21 protein-coding genes and 2 pseudogenes are annotated in these 19927 nt (G+C 60.4%); 11 read left to right on the top strand and 12 right to left on the bottom strand.

The window, feature by feature from the left end; genetic code table 11:
- Positions 1-8 precede the first annotated feature (8 nt).
- From flgH to BLX42_RS09820, 9 genes and pseudogenes are all read right to left on the bottom strand, one after another.
- On the bottom strand, positions 9-704 hold the full coding sequence (gene flgH / locus BLX42_RS09860; protein WP_161871692.1) for a flagellar basal body L-ring protein FlgH: 696 nt from the start codon (positions 702-704) through the stop codon (positions 9-11).
- A gap of 34 nt (positions 705-738) precedes the next feature.
- Complete coding sequence (gene flgG / locus BLX42_RS09855; protein ID WP_012315556.1) at positions 739-1524, bottom strand: flagellar basal-body rod protein FlgG; 786 nt, start codon at positions 1522-1524, stop codon at positions 739-741.
- Positions 1525-1571: 47 nt separating this feature from the next.
- Complete coding sequence (flgF, locus tag BLX42_RS09850; protein ID WP_046785376.1) at positions 1572-2312, bottom strand: flagellar basal-body rod protein FlgF; 741 nt, start codon at positions 2310-2312, stop codon at positions 1572-1574.
- 235 nt (positions 2313-2547) lie between these two features.
- Positions 2548-2733: a hypothetical protein gene (locus BLX42_RS09845; protein WP_012315558.1), complete on the bottom strand. Its 186-nt coding sequence runs from the start codon at positions 2731-2733 to the stop codon at positions 2548-2550.
- A gap of 73 nt (positions 2734-2806) precedes the next feature.
- Positions 2807-4162, bottom strand: a complete 1356-nt coding sequence (gene flgE, locus BLX42_RS09840) for a flagellar hook protein FlgE (protein ID WP_161871691.1) — start codon at positions 4160-4162, stop codon at positions 2807-2809.
- A gap of 30 nt (positions 4163-4192) precedes the next feature.
- Positions 4193-4900 carry a flagellar hook assembly protein FlgD gene (gene flgD, locus BLX42_RS09835; protein ID WP_119687564.1) on the bottom strand — a complete coding sequence of 236 codons (708 nt, stop codon included), beginning with the start codon at positions 4898-4900 and terminating at the stop codon, positions 4193-4195.
- Between the two features lie 15 nt (positions 4901-4915).
- On the bottom strand, positions 4916-5359 hold the full coding sequence (gene flgC, locus BLX42_RS09830) for a flagellar basal body rod protein FlgC (protein ID WP_012315561.1): 444 nt from the start codon (positions 5357-5359) through the stop codon (positions 4916-4918).
- A gap of 2 nt (positions 5360-5361) precedes the next feature.
- A complete protein-coding gene (flgB, locus tag BLX42_RS09825; protein ID WP_012315562.1) occupies positions 5362-5772 on the bottom strand; it encodes a flagellar basal body rod protein FlgB in 411 nt (136 codons plus the stop codon).
- A 446-nt stretch (positions 5773-6218) separates the two neighbouring features.
- Positions 6219-6544 (bottom strand): annotated as a pseudogene (locus BLX42_RS09820) (transposase); the annotation flags it as partial.
- Between the two features lie 299 nt (positions 6545-6843).
- Between BLX42_RS09820 and BLX42_RS09815 the strand changes: the two are divergent.
- The 7 genes and pseudogenes from BLX42_RS09815 to BLX42_RS09785 all read left to right on the top strand — a co-directional run.
- Positions 6844-8028, top strand: coding sequence for a hypothetical protein (locus BLX42_RS09815; RefSeq protein ID WP_178110729.1), 1185 nt, complete (start codon positions 6844-6846; stop codon positions 8026-8028).
- A 58-nt stretch (positions 8029-8086) separates the two neighbouring features.
- Positions 8087-8635 carry an adenylyl-sulfate kinase gene (locus tag BLX42_RS09810; protein ID WP_161871690.1) on the top strand — a complete coding sequence of 183 codons (549 nt, stop codon included), beginning with the start codon at positions 8087-8089 and terminating at the stop codon, positions 8633-8635.
- Positions 8632-9381, top strand: coding sequence for a class I SAM-dependent methyltransferase (locus BLX42_RS09805; protein WP_161871689.1), 750 nt, complete (start codon positions 8632-8634; stop codon positions 9379-9381). The genes BLX42_RS09810 and BLX42_RS09805 overlap by 4 nt, the downstream gene beginning before the upstream one ends.
- A gap of 5 nt (positions 9382-9386) precedes the next feature.
- The gene (locus BLX42_RS09800) at positions 9387-11702 is read left to right on the top strand and encodes a PEP-utilizing enzyme (protein ID WP_161871688.1); all 2316 of its coding nucleotides are present in this window, start codon (positions 9387-9389) and stop codon (positions 11700-11702) included.
- Positions 11699-12316: a gamma-glutamyl-gamma-aminobutyrate hydrolase family protein gene (locus BLX42_RS09795; RefSeq protein ID WP_161871687.1), complete on the top strand. Its 618-nt coding sequence runs from the start codon at positions 11699-11701 to the stop codon at positions 12314-12316. Before BLX42_RS09800 ends, BLX42_RS09795 begins: the two co-directional genes overlap by 4 nt.
- A gap of 70 nt (positions 12317-12386) precedes the next feature.
- Positions 12387-13100 carry a phosphocholine cytidylyltransferase family protein gene (locus BLX42_RS09790; protein WP_161871686.1) on the top strand — a complete coding sequence of 238 codons (714 nt, stop codon included), beginning with the start codon at positions 12387-12389 and terminating at the stop codon, positions 13098-13100.
- 24 nt (positions 13101-13124) lie between these two features.
- Positions 13125-13835, top strand: a pseudogene (locus tag BLX42_RS09785) (IS630 family transposase); the annotation flags it as partial.
- A 69-nt stretch (positions 13836-13904) separates the two neighbouring features.
- Here BLX42_RS09785 and cheR read toward each other — a convergent pair.
- Together cheR and BLX42_RS09775 are read right to left on the bottom strand one after the other, a co-directional pair.
- Complete coding sequence (gene cheR / locus BLX42_RS09780) at positions 13905-14732, bottom strand: protein-glutamate O-methyltransferase CheR (RefSeq protein ID WP_012315563.1); 828 nt, start codon at positions 14730-14732, stop codon at positions 13905-13907.
- A gap of 51 nt (positions 14733-14783) precedes the next feature.
- Positions 14784-15713, bottom strand: a complete 930-nt coding sequence (locus BLX42_RS09775; RefSeq protein WP_012315564.1) for a chemotaxis protein CheV — start codon at positions 15711-15713, stop codon at positions 14784-14786.
- A gap of 78 nt (positions 15714-15791) precedes the next feature.
- Between BLX42_RS09775 and flgA the strand changes: the two genes are divergently transcribed.
- The 4 genes from flgA to BLX42_RS09755 all read left to right on the top strand — a co-directional run bounded on the left by flgA (position 15792) and on the right by BLX42_RS09755 (position 18347).
- Entirely contained in the window at positions 15792-16544 is a 753-nt protein-coding gene (gene flgA / locus BLX42_RS09770) for a flagellar basal body P-ring formation chaperone FlgA (RefSeq protein WP_161871685.1), read from the top strand.
- Between the two features lie 150 nt (positions 16545-16694).
- Complete coding sequence (gene flgM / locus BLX42_RS09765) at positions 16695-17006, top strand: flagellar biosynthesis anti-sigma factor FlgM (RefSeq protein WP_046785380.1); 312 nt, start codon at positions 16695-16697, stop codon at positions 17004-17006.
- 49 nt (positions 17007-17055) lie between these two features.
- On the top strand, positions 17056-17523 hold the full coding sequence (locus BLX42_RS09760; RefSeq protein ID WP_161871684.1) for a flagella synthesis protein FlgN: 468 nt from the start codon (positions 17056-17058) through the stop codon (positions 17521-17523).
- 80 nt (positions 17524-17603) lie between these two features.
- Positions 17604-18347 (top strand): flagellar brake protein, encoded by a 744-nt coding sequence (locus tag BLX42_RS09755; RefSeq protein ID WP_161871683.1) that lies wholly within the window; start codon positions 17604-17606, stop codon positions 18345-18347.
- Positions 18348-18561: 214 nt separating this feature from the next.
- On the opposite strand, the gene BLX42_RS09750 is transcribed toward BLX42_RS09755, so the two are convergent.
- The gene (locus BLX42_RS09750; protein ID WP_046785382.1) at positions 18562-19893 is read right to left on the bottom strand and encodes an MFS transporter; all 1332 of its coding nucleotides are present in this window, start codon (positions 19891-19893) and stop codon (positions 18562-18564) included.
- Positions 19894-19927 lie beyond the last annotated feature (34 nt).

The following is a 19927-nucleotide window of genomic DNA, read 5'->3' as shown; positions in this document are numbered from 1 at the left end:
ATCCGTACTCAGAAGGGCCAAAGCGGGCTGAGGAAGAAACGGTCCAGCCAACCAGGCTGGCTGGCGTCGGCGAAGGAACCGGTACCCGAATAGGTGATGCGCGCATCGGCCACACGGGTGGACGGCACGGTGTTGTCGGTGGCGATGTCGTCGGCGCGGATCAGGCCGGCGATGCGCACCAGCTCTTCGCCGGTGTTCAGGGTCATCCACTTCTCACCACGCACGGCGATGATGCCGTTGGGCAGCACTTCAGCGACGGTGACAGTGACCGAACCCGTCAGCGTATTGCCTTGGGTAGCCTTGCTGTCGCCCTTGGTGGCGCGTTCACCGCTGTAGCCCGCTTCCAGCGACAGATCGCCGCTGCCGAACGGGTTGTTGGTGCTCGGCGTGGCACCGAACAGCGAGGTCAGGCCGATGTTGGCGCTGCTGTCCTTCTGGATCTGCGAACCGGCATTCTTGCTGGCCGAGGTGCGTTCGTTGAGCGTGATGGTGATGATGTCACCGACGCGGAACGCCTTACGGTCGCTGTACAGGTTCTGCTCGAAACCGGCCTGGTAGATCGAACCGTTGTTGGCCGCTGCCGGCAACGGGGTGCGCGGCAAAACCGGCGCGTAGTACGGGTCGTTGGGCTTGGCCGTCGGTGCGACGCAACCAGCCAGCAACACCGCCCCCCCCAGGGCGAACACGGACAACAGACGATTCATGACGCTTACCTCACGGTGTAACAGGGACTTGGGCTTACAGCTGCTGGGTGACGAACGACAGCATCTGGTCGGCGGTGGAGATGACCTTGGAGTTCATCTCGTAGGCGCGCTGAGTGGTGATCATGTTCACCAGCTCTTCCACGGTGCTGACGTTGGAGTTTTCCAGGGTCTGCTGCAGGGTGGTGCCGAAGCCGTTCAGGCCTGGGGTACCGACCTGTGGGGCACCACTGGCAGCGGTTTCCAGGAACAGGTTGTCGCCGATCGCCTGCAGGCCGGCCGGGTTGATGAAATCGGCGGTCTGGATGTTGCCGATCACCTGCGCTGCCGGGTTGCCCGCAGTGGTGATCGACACAGTACCGTCCTGGCCGACGGTGAAGGTCTGGGCGTCGTTCGGCACGACCACCGCAGGCTCCAGCGCAAAACCATTGGCGGTGACGATCTGGCCGTCGGAGTTCAGGTGGAAGGTACCGTCACGGGTGTACGAAACCGTACCGTCCGGCTGCAGCACCTGGAAGAAACCACGGCCGTTGACCGCCATGTCCAGCGGGTTTTCGGTGGTCTGCAGGCTGCCGGTCTGGAAGTTTTTCTGAGTGCCGACGATGCGCACACCGGTACCGACCTGCAGGCCCGACGGCAGTTCGCTGTCCTGGGTGGACTGCGCGCCTGGCTGGCGTTTGATCTGGTACAGCAGGTCCTGGAATTCGGCGCGGTCACGCTTGAAGCCGGTGGTCGAAACGTTGGCCAAGTTGTTGGAAATGACCGTCAGGTTGGTGTCCTGGGCGGACAGGCCGGTTTTAGCGACCCAAAGAGCCGGAAGCATCAGTATTCTCCTCGTGCGCCTGTTTTACGGCACCCGTTCAAGTGTGGTTAGCCGAGTTGCAAAACACGCGCCATGGCTTCGTCGCCTTCCTTGGCCGCGTTCATCATTTTCACGTGCAGTTCGAATTGGCGAGACAGCGCCAGCACCGACGTCATCTCTTCGACGGCATTGACGTTGCTGCCCTCCAGGAAGCCCGACACGACCTTAACGTTGACGTCGGCAGCAGCCGGCTGGCCGTTGGTGGTGTGGATCAGCCCGTCCAGGCCCTTGGTCAGGCCTTTGGTGTCCGGGTTGACCAGCTTGATCCGGTCGACTTCAGCCATCACCCGTGGGTCTTCACCCATGGAGCGGATGCTGATGGTGCCGTCAGCGCCGACTTCGACCTTCTGCTCTGGCGGAATGGCGATCGGGCCGCCGTTGCCGATCACCGGCATGCCATTGCCGGCGCGCAGCACGCCGAGGGCATCGATGTTCAGGCTACCGGTACGCACGTAGGCTTCGCTGCCATCGGGGGCCTGCACGGCAATGAAGCCCTGCCCCGCCACCGCCACGTCCAGGTCACGCCCGGTCTCGACCATGGGCCCTTCACTGAAGTCGGTGGCAGGACGCTCGGTCATGGCATACGCCCGCGACGGAAAGCTGTCACCAAACACCGGCATCGAGCGCGCCTGCTCCAGGTCACGCTGGAAACCATTGGTGGAAATGTTCGCCAGGTTGTTGGCATGGGCCTTCTGCGCCAGCGCGTTCTGGCTGGCGCCGGTCATGGCCACGTAAAGCATCTTGTCCACAGTCATCCTCCGCTGCACTGGCGATTGCTTGCCGCTCGCCGTTGCTGTGCAAGCACTCAAGCAAGTTCCGAACCAACTTTTTGAAATCGTGGAATAGCCCGTAAATACAGGCTTTGAGGGGAGCTGCCGACCATGAGAACGCCGGTTATCCGGCGCCGGGTTGCCGGTGGCGGCAAAGCAGGTGTCTGCCCTGGCCTCATCGCCGGCAAGCCGGCGATGAGGCCAGGGCAGGCAATCACCGATCGCGGCAACCGCCATTGTTGTAGGGCCCGGCAAAACGCTTCCAGCCATCCCCCGGCGACCATTGCGAGCACACCAGACGCCCATCCACCTGGCTTTCCCAGCGCCACCAGGGCGCAGTACCGGCCTGCGCCTGATACAGGCAGAAGGCAGCGAGCAACGCGACAAGCAACCTTTTCATGAAACACTCCTGCAAAAACGACAAACCCCTTCACGACAAAGGGGTTCGCCTTCACACCATTAACCCGCGACCATCAAGTCATCTGAATGATGGTCTGCATGATGGTGCTTTCGGTGGAGATGGTCTTGGCGTTCGCCTGGTAATTGCTCTGCGCCTTGATCAGCTCGACCAGCTCCTGGGTCAGGTTGACGTTGGAACCTTCCAGGGCGTTGGACTCCACGCTACCCAGAGTGCCGGTCTTGGGCTCATCGATGCCGGGGATACCGGACGAGTAGGTTTCGGTCCAGCGAGTACCGCCGATCTGCTGCAGGCCCTGCTCGTTGGCGAAGCTGGCCAGTGCCACCTGGCCAATGGCGCGCGACTGCTGATTGCTGAAGCTGGCGAACAGCACACCAGTGGAGTCGATGCTCAGGCTCGAGAGGATACCGGTGGCGTAGCCATCCTGGGACTGCGACATGCGCGCGGTCTCGGTGTTGTAGGACGTGGTGCTGTTCATCGACAGCTTCATGCCGTCGGCGTTGCCGGCAGCACCATTGGACGCCCAGTTGCCCGCAGCATCTTCCACTGCCGGCACCCAACCAGTCATGGTGAAGGTGTTGTTGGTCACGGTGAACGATGCACCCGCCGGGTGCCCTGTGTTATCGGCAGTCATGCTGCTGACAGAACCATCGCTGCTGAAACTGATGGTGCCGGTCAGCGGCGTGGTGGAAGCAGGATCGAACGGGTTACGACCGTCGACCAACGTGTACATGGTCCATTCGTTCGTACCGGTTTTGCGGTAGAACTGCTCCATGGTGTGCTCGTTACCCTGGCTGTCGTACACCTTGGTCGGGAACGACTTGGAATAGGTCGTCTCGTCGGTAGGATCGAACGGCAGGTTCGGCACCATGGCGCCCGTACCATCATCGATTTCCAACGGAATGTCGGTGGCCGACGAATTCAGGTTGATGCCTTGGTCGATCAACGTGGTGGCCTTGGGCTGCAGCGCCGACGTATCGATCTGCAGGTCGGTCAGCACGCCCTTCTGGATCTTGCCGGTAGCATCGGCAGCGTAGCCTTGCAGGCGCAGGCCGTCCGAGGTGACCACGAAGTTGTTCTTGTCGGCCTGGAAAGCACCGGCACGGGTGTAGACACGCGAGCCGTTGTCGGAGAGGACGAAAAAGCCCTGCCCCTGGATACCCATGTCCAGCACGTTACCCGTGCTATTGACGTCACCCTGGGAGAACTGCTGCGAGATCGCCGCCAGACGCACGCCGTTGCCGACCTGGTTCTTGCCCACACCCAGGCGATTGGCGCCGGCATAGACATCAGCGAACTCGGCACGCGAGGACTTGAAGCCGGTGGTATTGACGTTGGCGATGTTGTTGCCGGTAACGTCCAGCTGTTTGTTGGCTGCGTACAGACCGCTAAGGCCGATATTGAAAGACATGAATTCGCTCCTGTGCCGCGCTAGCGGGCCTTAGATACCGATGGTTTGTACGTCAGAGAGGGAGACCTTGCCGACGCCCGCAAGGTTGAGCACCATTTCGCCGGTGGCATTGAAGCTGACGCTGGTCACCTTGGCCGGCAGCAGCGTGCTCATCTGCACCGACTGGCCATCCACGGTGGTGCTGGCGGTGAAGGTGTAGGTACCCGGGTCGACCTTCTCGCCACTGTCGTTGGTGCCATCCCAGATGAAGTCGGCATAACCGGCCGCCTGCTCGCCCAACTCGATGGTCTTGACGGTGTTGCCGTCCTTGTCCTTGATGGTGATCTTCGCTTCACTGATTGCCTGCGGCACGACGAACTGCGCATTGAAGCTCTGGGTGGTATCGACCACCGCCTTGTCGTTCTGCACCACCACCGAACGGCCGACCAGCGACGAGGCCTGCAGGGCCTGGGACGAAGCCATGGCATTGGTGATGCTGCTGACCGACTCGTTCAGGGAGGTGATGCCTTCCAGGCTGCTGAACTGCGCCAACTGGGCCACGAACTCGCCGTTTTCCTGCGGGTCCAGCGGGTTCTGGTGCTGCATCTGGGTAACCAGCAACTGCAGGAACGCGTCCTTGCCAAGCGCGTCGGTACCGGTCTTGGACGCGGTATCGGTGGCTTTCTTGGCGGTACCACCGACGCCCGACGCTGTCAGGACATCATTTAGGTTCACACCGCTGGTGCTATCGACTGCCATGGTCTGGATTCCTTATCACTGACCCAGGGTCAGCACTTTCTGCATCATGTTCTTGGCGGTGTTCATCAGCTCGGCGTTGGTCTGGAACGCTCGGCTGGCGGAGATCATGTCAGCCATCTCCTCGACCACATTGACGTTCGGGTAGTAGACGTATCCGTCCTTGTTCGCCGCCGGATGGTTGGGTTCGTAGCGTGCTTCGAGGTTGCTCTGGTCTTCGATGATGCCCTTGACCTGCACACCCTGCCCTGCCTCGCCCTGATCTTCGAACAGCGACTGGCTGCCGCCGGCCTGCGCATTCTGGAAGGTGGTGGCAAACACCGGGTGCCGCGCGCGGTAGGTCTGGTCGATGCTCGACGAAACGGTCTCGGCGTTGGCGATGTTGGAAGCAACGGTGTTGAGGCGGGTGTTCTGCGCACTCATGCCGCTACCGGCAATGTTGAAGACACTGGACAGGGACATGGTCATTCTCCTCGCAGGGCCGATACCAGCCCTTTGAATTTACTGTTGAGCAAGGTGAAGCTGGCCTGGAAGCCAATGGCGTTTTCCGTGTAGTTCGATTGCTCGATCTGGGCGTCCACGGTGTTCTGGTCGATCGACGGCTGCGTCGGCGTGCGGTACTGCAGCGTGTCGTCGGCCATTGCCAGGCCTTCGGCCTCGATGTGGCGGCTGTTGGTACGGTCCATGGCAAAGCGGCCACCGCTCTGCTGCTTCTGGCTTTCGGCGGCGAGCACCGAAGAGAAGTCCATGTCACGCGCCTTGTAATTGGGCGTGTCAGCGTTGGCGATGTTGTTGGCCAGCACTTCGGCGCGCTGGGCGCGGAAGCCCAGGGCCTTTTCATGGATGCCAAGCGCCTTGTCGAAACTGATGCTCATGTCGGGGAAACCTTCGAAGGTTGACCGGAATATCGTTGGCCAAGCTATAGCAAGGGCTGTGCCAATGTTTTGAAAGGCCGGAAACATTGGGCTGGAGCAGGGATGGCTGATGGCGCGATGCCAGAAAAGCGGCAAAAGGCTTCCGCCTGGAGAACGGAAAGCGGCAATTGCCGGGCGGCAAAAGCGGCAAAACAAAAAATTGACGTCAACGCGCGCCGACTCCATCCCGCTCAGCCCGCAGACGTAATTTGGGACTCTTACTAGAGCCCGCACGGAGATAACTACCTTCGATCCATGATGGGATTCCCCTTGCACATCGCTGTCAGGGAGACACCCATGATGCCAGCCTGCTCGCAAGCAAGGAGTTCCAGGCCTTTGTAATAGCCTCGATCAGCAACTACCGTCAGCGCCTCAGCACCGATTTCTTTACGTGCCTGGTTATCCATATTGCGGCGAAAGTCGGCAATCGTTTTGAAGTCAGGCGCCAATCGGCCTATCAGCCACATCAGCTCGGCCTCATGCTCAGCCGGCGGCTGGATTGAATTCGGTTGAGATAGCAGTAGATGTAGATTTTTAGCAGCACTGCTGGATGGTAGGCCGGACGACCTGTTGTCGCAGAATCGACACCTTCGAACCCGAGCGCTCCAAGGTCGAGTTCATCCACGAAAACGTCGACTTCCAGAACTGGATTTTCTTCGGTGATGTAATCGTCCAGGCACTCCTGCAGCAACGTGACTTGCGTCCGAGCCTCACCGTCAATGAATCGCCTCATGATCGCCCCCGCCCCGATCTCGACGATCAAAAGGTTAGACAATCGCAGGCGTTTTCACACAGCCTGGTTCGATAGCAGCCGCTCGTGACAAGCGACCCAATGCTGACCCGGTCGCCCGATTTCCGACCTGGGCTGATATTTTCATGATTTTCCCGGCCAGATAGAGAATTCCATATCATAAGCCGTTGTTACTCAGAGACGTTTTCAGTATTTTGGCTCGGAAACGACGCGCGCCATCCCCCACCCACTAGGTGAAAAGCAGTTTCGCCCAGGAAGGTTTTTGAAATGCGACCCTCACCATGAAAAGTGTCTATCTGCTGAACAACGTCCAGAATGGCGGAAAAACCTACCTGGAATACCTGCTGCCGGCCCTGAATGCCCTTCGTCAACGATACAACTGCACAGTCCTCAACACCAAGCTCACAGGCGTGAGCAGGTACGAAGCCGAACAGGCGCTTGGTTACCCGGTCGAGGACGTAGAGATAGATTTCATTGTCCGCTTGAGGTCGCAAGTCATCATTTCGAACGATGCATTCATTGGCAGAGCTATCGACGAGTCAAACTTTGCGGTGTTTATCTCCCACGGCAATGTGGGTATGCCGATCAAAGACAAGCACTATGCATCTAGCCTGATGTCTTTTTTCGATGCCATCGTCGCACCCTCTCGTTCTTTCTTCGCCCTACTGAAAGACGGCATGCAGCTCTACCGACAGGAGCGCCATGAGTCCCTGCCTTTCCCGCTCGCGGCAGTGCGCTCCGACCTTCGCCGGACCAGTGCGATCTCTACCCTGCCAGTGAAGATCCCCACGATCCTCGATATCCCGCCCGACTTTACACGTAGGCACGGCAGCTACGTCGTAGGCATCCTCCCCACGCAGAAAGGTATCTGCCCGGACGGCGCGTCGCTGTTCGAAAACATGGTGGAGGTCATCAATGCGGTCAAGGCCCAGGTGCCCCACGCGAGCGTTATCCTGCGCCCCTATATGACGGACTTCGAACATCCCTTCATCAAGGAGATGTGCGAGCAGCTCTCTCACTACCCGTGGATTACTATCGACGAGACCAAGGGGCGAAGCGACGAGTTCTACCAACGCTGCGATACGATCATCACCGACGCCTCTAGCGGCGGCGTTTCGTTCATGCTCAATACCTGCCGCCTGCCTGTCTATTACGTACCGGCCGACTGCGCTAGTCATCCGGTGGTCAACGCCTGGCTCCAGCAAATGGACAGCCATCTCCCAATTGCCAGGAACGGCGACGAACTCAAGGAACTGCTGCACGGTTTTGCGCTACTCAACCCCGAGCAGCACTACTCCATCTACCGCAAGTTCCATGAGTCCGAATTCGGAGGCTTTCACCACCCCGAGGAAGTCTTCCTGGAACTGGTTGAAATGCAGCATGAATCTAGGTTCCGCTACTTTGAAATGTCTGACCACGGCGAGGTGAACGAGTGCGGTTCGATGCCTACACCGAACCGCTCATGAGCCCATCGGGCCCACCGCGGTACTATTTATCTACGGGCAGTCTATGGACACGGTCGGCATGAATACTGACAACACCGGACAGGTGGTGTGGATCACCGGGTTGTCGGGGGCAGGAAAATCGACGCTAGCCAGGGAGTTAGCAGACGGGCTCAGGGGCCAAGGTCGCTCGGTCATCCTGCTTGACGGGGATGAGCTTCGCGAGGTGTTCGGAACAACCACCGACCAGCCGCACAACTTTGGCAGGGACGGCCGATTGACGCTGGCCATGCGTTACGCGCAACTGTGCCGCGTCATCGCCGCCCAAGGGCATGTCGTGGTGATTGCGACCATCTCGCTGTTTCACGAAGTTCATGCCTGGAACCGCGCGCACCTGCCGGGGTACTTTGAAATCTACTTGAAGGTCCCGCTGGAAGAACTGCGTCGCCGGGACCCGAAGCACATCTATAAACGATTCGACGCCGGTGAGTTGCACAACGTCGCGGGGCTCGACTTGCCGATAGATGAACCAAGCGCACCCGACTGGGTGGCGGAATTCAAACCTGATCGCTCGCCAAGGACGTTGGCCGTCGACTGCCTGCACAGTTTTAATAAAAGGAAACACTTATGAAAACCGAATGGGATTACACCATCCTGGCTGACGCTTACCTGAAGCGTCCCGACTACGCCGATGCAGCGGTCGACGCAATGTTGTCGCTCGCGGGCGTAGAGAAAGGCGACCGTTTCTGCGACGTCGGAGCAGGCGTGGCGCACCTGACCATGATGCTGGCCGATCGCGGCCTAGAGGTCATCGCCGTGGAGCCAAACGATGCCATGCGCAACAACGGCATCAAGCGTACCGTCAACCTGGCTAACGTCGCCTGGTACGAGGGCACCGGCGAGGCCACTGGGCAGCCAGCCGAGGCATTCGATATGGTCACCTTCGGCAGCTCCTTCAATGTCTGCGACCGTCAGCAAGCCCTCAAGGAAACCGCACGCATCCTCAAGCCCCGCGGCTGGTTCGCCTGCATGTGGAACCATCGTCATCTCGATGATCCGATCCAGGCGCGGATCGAAGCCATCATCAAGGAGCGGGTCCCGGGCTATGGGTACGGCACCCGACGTGAAGACCAGACAGCCGTCATCGACGAGAGCGGCTTGTTCGGCCCGGTGGTTCATCTCGATGCCCGCGTCACCCACCAGCAGACCTTCGAGGAATGTCTGGAAGCCTGGCGCTCCCACGCGACGCTCGAGCGTCAAGCCGGTGCGAAGTTCGATGAGGTAATCAGCGCCATCGACGATTACCTGAAAAACATCGGTACCACTTCGATCAAGATTCCGTATTCAACCAATATTTGGGTGGCCCAGCTGAAATAATGCCGATGGAAATGCATTTCTCCACCAAAGCAGGAACCCTGGCCAGCTTGCAGGACCGTCTCGGCTCGGCGTGCATTGCGCGCCTCCTGTCGTTCACCGTCGACGATTGGCAGTCGGGGCGGCAGGCGTGCTTGCGCGATGTTCGTGGTCGCTTGGGTGACGGCACTTGGATTGTGCGCTCCAGTTGTCTGCGTGAAGATTGTGCGCAAACTTCGGGTGCCGGGGCATTCCTTTCGGTCGCCGATGTCGACGAAGCGGGCCTGGAGTCCGCGGTCGAACGGGTGATTGCCAGTTATGGCGATGCACAGCCTACGGACGAAGTGCTGATCCAGCCAATGCTCAAAAATGTGCTGCGTTCCGGCGTAGCCTTTTCCCACGACCCGAATACCTGTGCACCTTACCGGGTGATCAACTGGTCCGAGGGCGGCGACACTGCCTCCGTCACCAGCGGCAAGGGCGGGCGTCTGTGGCAGCAGGCGGCGCTCAGCGAGCTGCCGCCTCCGCCGCAACTCGCGCCCGTCGTCAGGCTGCTTGAAGAGTTGCTGGCACTGTTCGGTGCAATTCCCGTCGATTGCGAGTTCGCAGTCACCCGCGAAGTCGAAGGTCAAACCCTTTGGTTGCTGCAAGCCCGGCCGCTGATCCTGCCTGCGGTTGCTGAGTCCGACGCGGACCAGGCCGCCCGGCTGGACAGCATCCAGCGTAAGGTGGCCCGGGGCATGCAGCCGCACCCCTTCTTGATGGGACAGCGTACTGTCTATGGCGTGATGCCGGACTGGAACCCTGCCGAGATCATTGGCGTGCGCCCCAAGCCCTTGGCTCTCTCGCTGTATCGCGAGCTAGTGACCGACTCCATCTGGGCCTACCAGCGGCACAACTACGGTTATCGCAACCTACGCAGCTTCCCGTTGATGCCGCATTTCTTCGGGCTGCCCTATATCGATGTACGCCTGTCGTTCAACTCGTTCATCCCGGCGGACCTCGACGAGGGGCTGGCCGGGCGACTGGTCGATCATTACATCGACCGGCTTCTGGCCGAGCCGGCACTCCACGACAAAGTGGAGTTCGAGGTGGTCTTCTCCTGCTACACGCTGGACCTCTCACAGCGGCTGGAGCGCCTGACCGATGCCGGTTTCCAGGCGCACGAATTGGAAGCCATCAGCAACAGCTTGCGCAAGCTGACCAACCGCATCGTCCATCCTAAGGAGGGCTTGTGGCGGGCCGATGCCAGCAAGCTCGAAGCGCTCCAGGCACGACGTGAAGAACTACTGGCTTCCAACGCCGATCCTCTGGACCGCATCTACTGGCTGCTGGAAGATGCCAAGCGCTACGGCACTCTGCCCTTCGCCGGGCTGGCCCGGGCCGGCTTCGTCGCGGTACAGATGCTCAAGTCGCTGGTCACGGTAGGGGTATTCTCCCAGGCCGACTACGACGGCTTCATGGGCGGCGTCTCTACCGTCAGCGGACAACTGGCACGGGACCGCGCCACGCTCGATAAGGCTACTTTCCTCGCCCGCTACGGCCACCTGCGCCCGGGCACCTATGACATACTCTCGCCCCGCTACGACGAGGCGCCGGAGCTGTATTTCGACTGGACCCAGCCCCCCCCTCTGCCCAAGCCGGTAAAACCCTTCTCGCTGACACTTCCACAGATGCGCGAGATCGTCAGGCAACTGCAAGAGCACGGCCTGCAGCCCGACCCGGTCGGCTTGCTGGACTTCATGCAAAGCGGGATAGAACTGCGCGAACTGGCCAAGTTCCATTTCACCCGCAACCTCTCTGACGCCATGGCACTGATTGCCGAAGTGGGCACCCAACACGGTATCAGCCGTGCAGACATGGCCTATTGCGACATCAATGCACTGAAGGAAATGCACGTCGCCGCAACTGATCCAAAGGATCTGTTGTTGCGCAGCATCGAGCAGGGCAAGGCCCGTTACCAAAGGACGCTCAGGCTGTCATTGCCCCCCGTGATCACCCGCCCGGAGGATGTCTGGTCCTTCGAATGGCCAGAAGCCGAGCCCAACTTCATCACCCAGAAGCAGGTCACCGCGCTGGTGGCCAGCAGTGATAACCGGGACAAGCTGGCCGGAGCGATCGTCTGCATTCCCAACGCAGACCCCGGGTTCGATTGGTTGTTTGCCTACCCGATCGCGGGCTTGATCACCGCCTGGGGCGGGGCCAATTCGCACATGGCGATCCGCGCTGGCGAACTTGGCCTGCCGGCGGTCATTGGCACTGGCGAGGTCCTCTATCGTCGTTGCTCGGCGGCACAACGCGTGCACGTGGACTGCTCCGGGCGGCTGGTGGAAGTGCTGGCATGAGGGTGGTCGCGGTCAGCCAGCGCGTGGATGTACTTGGCGAGCGCGGCGAAACTCGCGATGCGCTCGACCAGCGGCTGGTGAATTTCCTCCTCGCTGGCGGATTCCTGCCAGTTCCGGTGCCCAATACCCTATGCCGGCCTGCATACGACAGCGCCGCAACGGCAGATGCCCTGCACGAATGGCTTGGCAATCTGGCGCCGCAGGCTATCGTGTTGTCGGGCGGCAATGACCTCGGCGAACAACCCATGCGAGACATGACCGAAGGCAGATTGCTCGACCATGCCCAGGCCAACCAGCTGCCGGTGCTCGGCCTTTGCCGAGGCATGCAGATGATCGCGCACTGGGCCGGTGTCCACTTGAAGCCGGTCAGCGGCCATGTATGCACCCGACATCAGCTGTCGGGCCGGATCGTCGCCGAAGTGAACAGCTATCATAGGTTCGCCCTCGCCGGTTGCCCAGAAGACTTCGAAGTACTGGCCCGCAGCGAAGACGGCGAGATCGAAGCCATCCGCCACTGCACCATGCCCTGGGAAGGCTGGATGTGGCACCCAGAACGGGAACAGTTTTTCGCCGCGCATGACGTAGCTGGTCTGAAAGCCCTGCTTGGCGAATGAACGACGCCGGGTGCACACTTTAAAAGCGCGTCGATTTACACCAAAACAAACTTCACGAGGTGGAGCTGCTGTGAAAGCCATTATCCTGGCTGCCGGACGGGGCAGCCGCATGAAGAGCCTCACCAACGAACGCCCCAAGTGCATGGTCGAGCTGCGTGGCAAGACGCTGCTGGCGTGGCAGCTTGAGGCGCTGCGCGAGGCTGGAATCCGCGAAATCGCCATCGTCACTGGCTACAAACGCGAGATGCTGAAGGACCAGGGCCTGCAGGAATTCCATAATCCGCACTGGGCGCAAACCAATATGGTTTCGTCCTTAGCCTGTGCCGAGTCCTGGCTGCTGGACGAACCCTGTATCGTCAGCTACTCCGATATCTTCTACAACCCAGCGGCAGTCCGCTCATTGATGAGCAGTACGGGTGCCCTGGCAATCACCTACGACCCGAACTGGCTCTCATTGTGGACCGATCGCTTCGGCAACCCTTTGCTCGACGCCGAGACTTTCCGCCTGACGCCTGACGGGACATTGGCCGAGATCGGCAACATGCCGGCTTCGGTAGACGAGGTCCAGGGCCAGTACATGGGATTGCTGCGCGTCACCCCTGGAGGCTGGTCTGAAATTGCTCGGCTTCGAGCCGCCCTCCCCCACGAAGAACGGGAAAAGGCGCACATGACTGGCACGCTGCAGCAGGTGATCGATGCTGGACGGGTTCAAATCCAGGCGTTCGCCTATACCGGCGAATGGGGCGAGGTGGACTCTGGCGAGGATTTGCATCTGTACCAATGAACAAGGGCCTTGCATGAACAGAGAGCAAGTCAGCTACGGGCTAATAGACTTTCTGCCCGGGTAGTCTCAGTGAAGACATTTAAGATCAGCAATGATCCGCACTTCGCCGAAAAGTTATTGATGTCGTCGGGCTCTATCTAAGCCCGCCGGACAACGCCATGGTGCTCTAGGTTGACGAGAAAACCCAGATCCAGGCGATGGATCGTACTCAGCCAATGCTGCACCTTCGACCTAGGCAGATTGAGCGGCGCGCCCATGATTACAAGCGCCATGGCACTGCCAGTCTGTATGCCGCGTTCGACATCATGACGGATGAAGTCATGGGCCGGATTACCCAGCGGCATCGGGCCAAGGAGTTTCTGGACTTTCTGCGACAGATGGATAGCAACACACCTGCCGGGCTGGATTTGCATGTGATTCTGGACAACAGCTCAACCGACAGAACCGCTGCGATAGAGGCTTGGCTGGACAAGCATCCGCGCTTCAAGCTGCATTTCACACCGACCAGCGCGTCTTGGTTGAACGCGGTAGAAGGCTGGTTTTCGCAGTTGGAGAGCCGGGCGCTGTATCGAGGCGTCTTCACCAGCGGGACCGATCTGAAAGCTGCGATCCGTCAATTCATCAAGGCTCACAACGAGCACTCAGCCAAACCGTTCAATTGGAACAAGACGGCAGGGGCCATCATCAGCTCAGTATATAAAGCTGAGCGTGATGAAAGATAAGCTAATGAATTAAGCGCTCGAGACACTAGGCGCTGTGAGCAGGGGCTGCGTAGCAGCCCCTCGAACAATCTAGAAAACGCCTTTATTTCGCCTGGTAGATAATCCCCGGGCTGCACTGCACCATCTGGTAATGATCCGGCAACCCGTTCAGCGCCTCGGAGGCACCGAGGAAAAGATACCCACCCGGCTTCAGGGTGCTGTGAATACGCAGCAAGATGTCTTTCTTCACCTGTGCCGAGAAATAGATCAACACATTCCGGCAAAACACGATGTCGAACTTGCCCAGCGCGGCATAGCTGTCGAGCAGGTTGAACGAGCGGAATTCAACCCGGCTGCGAATGGCCGGTTTCACCGCCCAGCGCCCTGGCCCCTTGGTGTCGAAGTAGCGCTGCAAGCGCTCCTGGGACAGGCCACGGGCGATCGCCAGGCTGTCGTACTCGCCGGTCTTGCAGTTGTTCAGCATCGAACCGGACAGGTCGGTGGCAACGATCTGCGCACCCATCTTCAACTGGCCCAGGTTGCTGCGCTCGAACTCATCGATGGCCATCGAAATGGAGTACGGCTCCTGGCCCGACGAGCAGGCCGCCGACCACATGCGCAGGCGCTGGCCGGGGTTGTTCTTGATGAACTCGGGAATGACCTTGTTCTTCAGCACTTCGAATGGGTAGGTATCGCGAAACCACAAGGTTTCGTTGGTGGTCATCGCATCCACCACCTGCTCGCGCAAGCCGCCACGTGGCTGGGCCTGGATGCGCTGCACCAGCTCACCCAGGCTCTTGATGCCCTGCTGCTCCATCAGCTTGTTCAGTCGGCTGGAGACCAGGTACTGCTTGTTCTCACCCAGCAGGATGCCACAGGCTTTCTCCAGGAATACCCGGAACTGTTCGAAATCCAAATTACCCGTAGACACTACTGCGGCCTCTTTTCAATCACAGGTACCGGGAGTCGCCTCCCGGCTACTTCAATGCGTTGCCTTGATCCGGTCGACCACGCGCTGGGCCAGGTCGTCCGGCTTGAACTTGGCCAGGAAGTCATCGGCACCGACCTTCTTGACCATCGCCTGGTTGAACACCCCGGACAACGAAGTATGCAGGCAGATATGCAGTTTTTGCATGCGCGGGTCACTGCGGATCTCGGCCGTCAGCGTATAGCCGTCCATCTCTGGCATCTCGATGTCCGAAATCATCATCAGGAACTCTTCTTCCGGCCGCTTGCCCTCGTCCACCAGCTTGCGCAGGTAGTCCAGAGCCTGGCGCCCATCATTGAGCGCCACCACCTCGACGCCGACCGTCTGCAGGCAGCGGCTGACCTGCTTGCGCGCCACCGACGAATCATCGACGGTCAGCACACGCAGCAGTACGGCCTTGTCCTGCGTGTCGGCATCGACCACACCGGCTGACACCGACTCGGACGACGGCGCCACCTCGGCCAGCACCTTTTCCACGTCGATGATTTCAACCATGCGGTTGTCCACCCGGGTGACCGCAGTCAGGTAGTGGTCGCGGCCGGTACCCTTGGGTGGCGGGTGGATCTCTTCCCAGTTCATGTTGACGATGCGCTCGACCGAGTGCACCAGAAAACCTTGGGTCTTGGTGTTGTACTCGGTGATGATCACGAAGCTGTTGCGAGTCTCTTCCTTCAGCCCGGGCAAACCGGTGGCCATCGACAGGTCGAGAATCGGGATGGTCGCCCCACGAATGTTGGCCACACCACGCACCACCGGGTGGGACTTGGGCAGCACGGTCAGCTCAGGGCATTGCAGCACCTCGCGGACCTTGAACACGTTGATGCCGTAAAGCTGCGCGCCGTTGAGGCGGAACAGCAGCAATTCCAGGCGATTCTGCCCAACCAGCTGTGTGCGCTGGTTGACTGAATCCATTACCCCCGCCATGCCTGACTCCTTTTTCTTTCTGCCATTTCGTAGCCACTCCTACAGCGAGTCGGCACGGGCTTTGCTTTTTTGAGCGCCATGTACACGAAAACGACAATTTTCCGACGACTGACGCACCTGCTGAGCGGCTCGCTGGCTGCGCTGTGCCTGCTGGCACCCGGCGCTCGCACGCTGGCGGACGCGGTTACCTTGCCTGAACAGCTTATCGGTGTCACCCAAGGGTTTCTTGAATTCACCGTAGAGGATTACCTGGCCACGACCCAGACAGCAGGCCGCTACGAAATACAGGTCAACTCGCTCGACCCGCGCCTGCGCATGCCCCTGTGCAGCCAGCAACTGGACGCCTCGCTGGAAAGCCCGGCGCAGCCACTGGGGCGTGTAACGATACGTGTAGCCTGCAACGGTGCCGCGCCGTGGACCGTCTTCGTACCGGCAACAGTGCGGCTGTTCCGCGATGTGGTGGTGGTTACCCGCCCGCTGAGGCGCCAGAATATCGTTGGCGAAGGTGACGTGGCCCTGCGCGAACGTGACGTTGGCACCCTCACCCAAGGCTTTCTCACCGACCTCGACCAGGCGGTCGGCATGAAGATGCTGCGCCCGACGGTGATCGACCAGGTGCTGACCCCGCAGCACCTGGAGCAGGCCGAAGTGATACGCAAGGGCGATCATGTGGTGATCATCGCCCGCAGCGGCAGCCTCGCCGTACGTATGCCCGGCGAGGCCCTCAGCAAGGGCGGCCAGGGCGAACAGATCCGGGTGCGCAACCTGAATTCGCAGCGGGTAGTGAAGGCCCGGGTCACAGCCCCCGGCCAAGTGGAGGTCGCCATGTAGATTGGGCTGGCGGTGTGCAACCGCTTTTCCTAAACTGTGCCAGAACGGGTTCGCGGGCTTGCCGACAGGCGGCTAAGCATTTGTGCCTAAAGTTTCTTTCGGGATGGCCGAAAACATGGCAAGCGTCCAAATACCCAGGGGTTTCTGATCATGGTCATCGACTTCAGTCGTTTGAATAACTCTCCGTCCATCACGGGCGGCGTTCGCGGCAATGCCGCGCCCGGCAACGCCGACAAGTCCGGCGAAACCACCGCGCCGAAAAGCGCAAGCGCCAGCGGAGAAGCGGTACACCTCAGCCAAGAGGCCCAGCAGTTGCAAAAGGTCAGCGACAAGCTGCGCGACCAGCCCGTTGTCGACAATGCCCGCGTGGCACAGTTGAAACAGGCGATCGCAGATGGCAGCTACCAGGTCGATGCCGGCCGGGTCGCCAGCAAACTGCTCGATTTCGAAGCCCAGCGCTGACCGTTCGGCGCGCTGACTTCACGGACGCTTAAAAAGCCAAGAGTTAGCCATGCACGACATCACATTGCTGCAACTGATCGAAGACGACATCGCCCCTACCCAGGAGCTGCTCGGCCTGCTTCAGCAGGAGGCAGTCGCCCTGCACGGGCGCGATATGGCGCCGCTGGAGGGCATTCTGGCCCGCAAGCAGTCGCTGATCGTTCTGCTCGAGCAGCAAGGCATCCGCCGCCATAACCTGCTCACCAGCCTCGGCCTCAGCGCCGACCGCGCCGGGGTGCAGGCCGTCGCTGCGCAGTCGCCGAACGGTGAAGTCATCATGCAACAACTCAACGTGCTGACCGAATTGATGGAAACCTGTCAGAAGGTCAACGAGACCAATGGCAGGATCGTTCAGGTACAACAGCACGTCACAGCCAACCAGATCAGAATCCTCATGGGCGGCGACTCTCCGTCGCTCTACGACAGCCGTGGCGCCACCTCGCCATTGGCCAAGCCCCGGGCGCTCAGCCAAGTGTGATTAGTTCTATCAAGGCACGGAACATACTGGCAAAATGCCGTTACTTGCGTGTGTCGTTTTTGCCTGGAGATTGATAACCCGTGTTCAATGAGACCGATGCTCCGCAGCCGCCAAAGGTGCTGAACACTCCTTTGGAGATTGCGGCCAACCTGCGCCAGTTGATGGAGAGCCATGATCCTTTGATCATCACCTTCCATGAGCGCAGCCAGCGCTTTCAGAGCTACGTGGTTCATGTGGACCGTGACAGCAATACCTTGGCGCTGGACGAGATGATCCCGCGCGATGGCGAAAAATTCATCGAGAACGGCGAGCCGTTCCGCGTCGAAGGTTTCCACGACGGCGTACGCATTGCGTGGGAGTGCAACCATGAACTGAGGATCACCGAGGTCGATGGCCACCGCTCATACCGCGGTGCCCTGCCGGACGAGATGACCTACCACCAGCGCCGCAATGCATTCCGCGCAGCGCTGAAGCTGTCGCAGCTGGTCGATGTGATTCTCGACGGCACCCACCTCAAGGGCAATGGCGCTTTGCGCGGCAAGCTGCTGGACATCTCCGCCACGGGCTGCAAACTGCGCTTTGAAGGCAATGTCGAGGAGCGCCTGCAACTGGGCCAGGTTTACGAGCGCTTCAAGGCCAGCAGCCCGCTGGGGCTGGTGGACACCATGGTCGAGCTGCGCCACCTGCATCACGAAGAGCGGATCAACACCACCTTTGCCGGCGTGCGCTTCCATAACCTCAATGGCCAGGCGCAGCGCAAGATTGAGAGCTTCGTGTACCAATTGCAGCGCGAAGCGCGGCGGTTCGATAAAGACGATTATTGATCGCCTGGCGAACGCGCAAACGCCACCTCAAGACTGATGCCAGTCTTTCAAGCGATTCAGGGCCGCTTTGCGGCCCATCGCCGGCAAGCCGGCTCCCACAGGGTCTGCGCAGCTCTTGAGGTCTGCGCTGTACCTGTAGGAGCCGGCTTGCCGGCGATGGGCTGCGCAGCAGCCCTAATAAAGCTAATTTTTTTGTGCCTACCCCGGCCCCGCCTCAAACCGGCTTGCTAACCTCGCCCGGATCAGCCGGTTCGGCCTTCTCTTCCGCCTCGGTATCTTCAGCCGCCACCGGCGCCTGCATCACTTCCTGCACGGTCTGTTCATCCACACGCGGGTCGAGCGCCGCCGACAACGGCGAACCCGCCGCCGGCATGGCCACGTGCCCCAGCGGCGCATCCTGTACCTGGTGCAGCCCGGTCACCGCCTTCGGGCGAATCCGCCACACCAGCACCAGCGCGAAGAACACGAAGAAGGCATACAGCATCTGCGCGCCCAGCACCTTCATCAGTACCCCCGCCGCCAGCGGCCCGATGCACGCCCCCACGCCGTAGGTGACCAGCAGCATGGCGGTCAGCGAGACACGCCGCTCGCTTTCCACGTGGTCATTGGAAAAAGCGACAGCCAGGGGATAAAGGCAGAACTGCAGCAGCGAAATCAGAAAGCCGATGCCGAACAGCAACTCCAACGGCACATTGGGCAAGATCGCCAGCGGCGCCGCCGCCAGCGCCAGGCCCACAGCCACGCTGCGGATCAGCACGGCCCGGTCATAACGGTCGGACAACCAGCCCAACGGCCACTGCACCAGCAGCCCGGCAAAGATGCAGCTACCCATGAACAGGCCGATCTGTTCGGTAGAAAGCCCCTGGCTGGACGCATACAGCGGCGCCAGGCCGTAGAAGGAGCCGACGATCAAACCCGAACCGAGCACGGTGCTCAGCGACTGCGGCACGCGCTTGATGAAGAATTTAGGCTCCATCGGTGCCGGGCGCAGCGGCGCCGGGTGAATGCGCCGGGTCATCGCCACCGGCACCAGGCACAGGGCGAAGCACATCGCGACCAGCATCAACAGCTCAGGGCCAAGCTCGGGGTGCACCACCAGAATCAGCTGACCGAGCACCAGCCCCAGGTAGGAGGCAATCATGTAGCCGCCGAACACCGCGCCGCGGTGCTTGGCGTCGGCCTGCTCGTTGAGCCAGCTTTCGATGACCATGTACTGGCACATCATGCCCAGGCCAACGAGCATCCGCAGCCCGACCCAGGCCGGTAGCCAGTTGGTCATGCCATGGCCCAGCACTGCCGCGCAGACGATTCCGGCGCAGGTGGTATAGGCCCGGATGTGCCCTACCCGGCCGATCAGTCGGTGGCCAACCTTGCCACCAACAGCCAGGCCGAAATAGTTGGCCGCCATCAAGGCACCGACCCATAGGCTGTCGACATGATCGGCCGCCAGGCGCAATGCCAGGTAAGTACTGAGCAGACCCGAGCCGATAAGCATCATCAAGGCAGCGAAATACAACGACTGAAACGGCTTCCAGATGTTTCGCATACGTCCCGTCGGGCTCCCTGGTCAGGTGGCGTTG

The sequence above is a fragment of the Pseudomonas sp. SG-MS2 genome (assembly GCF_009933855.1).
In the GTDB taxonomy this organism is placed as follows: domain Bacteria; phylum Pseudomonadota; class Gammaproteobacteria; order Pseudomonadales; family Pseudomonadaceae; genus Aquipseudomonas; species Aquipseudomonas putida_E.
This window is presented reverse-complemented; position numbering and strand designations above follow the sequence as displayed.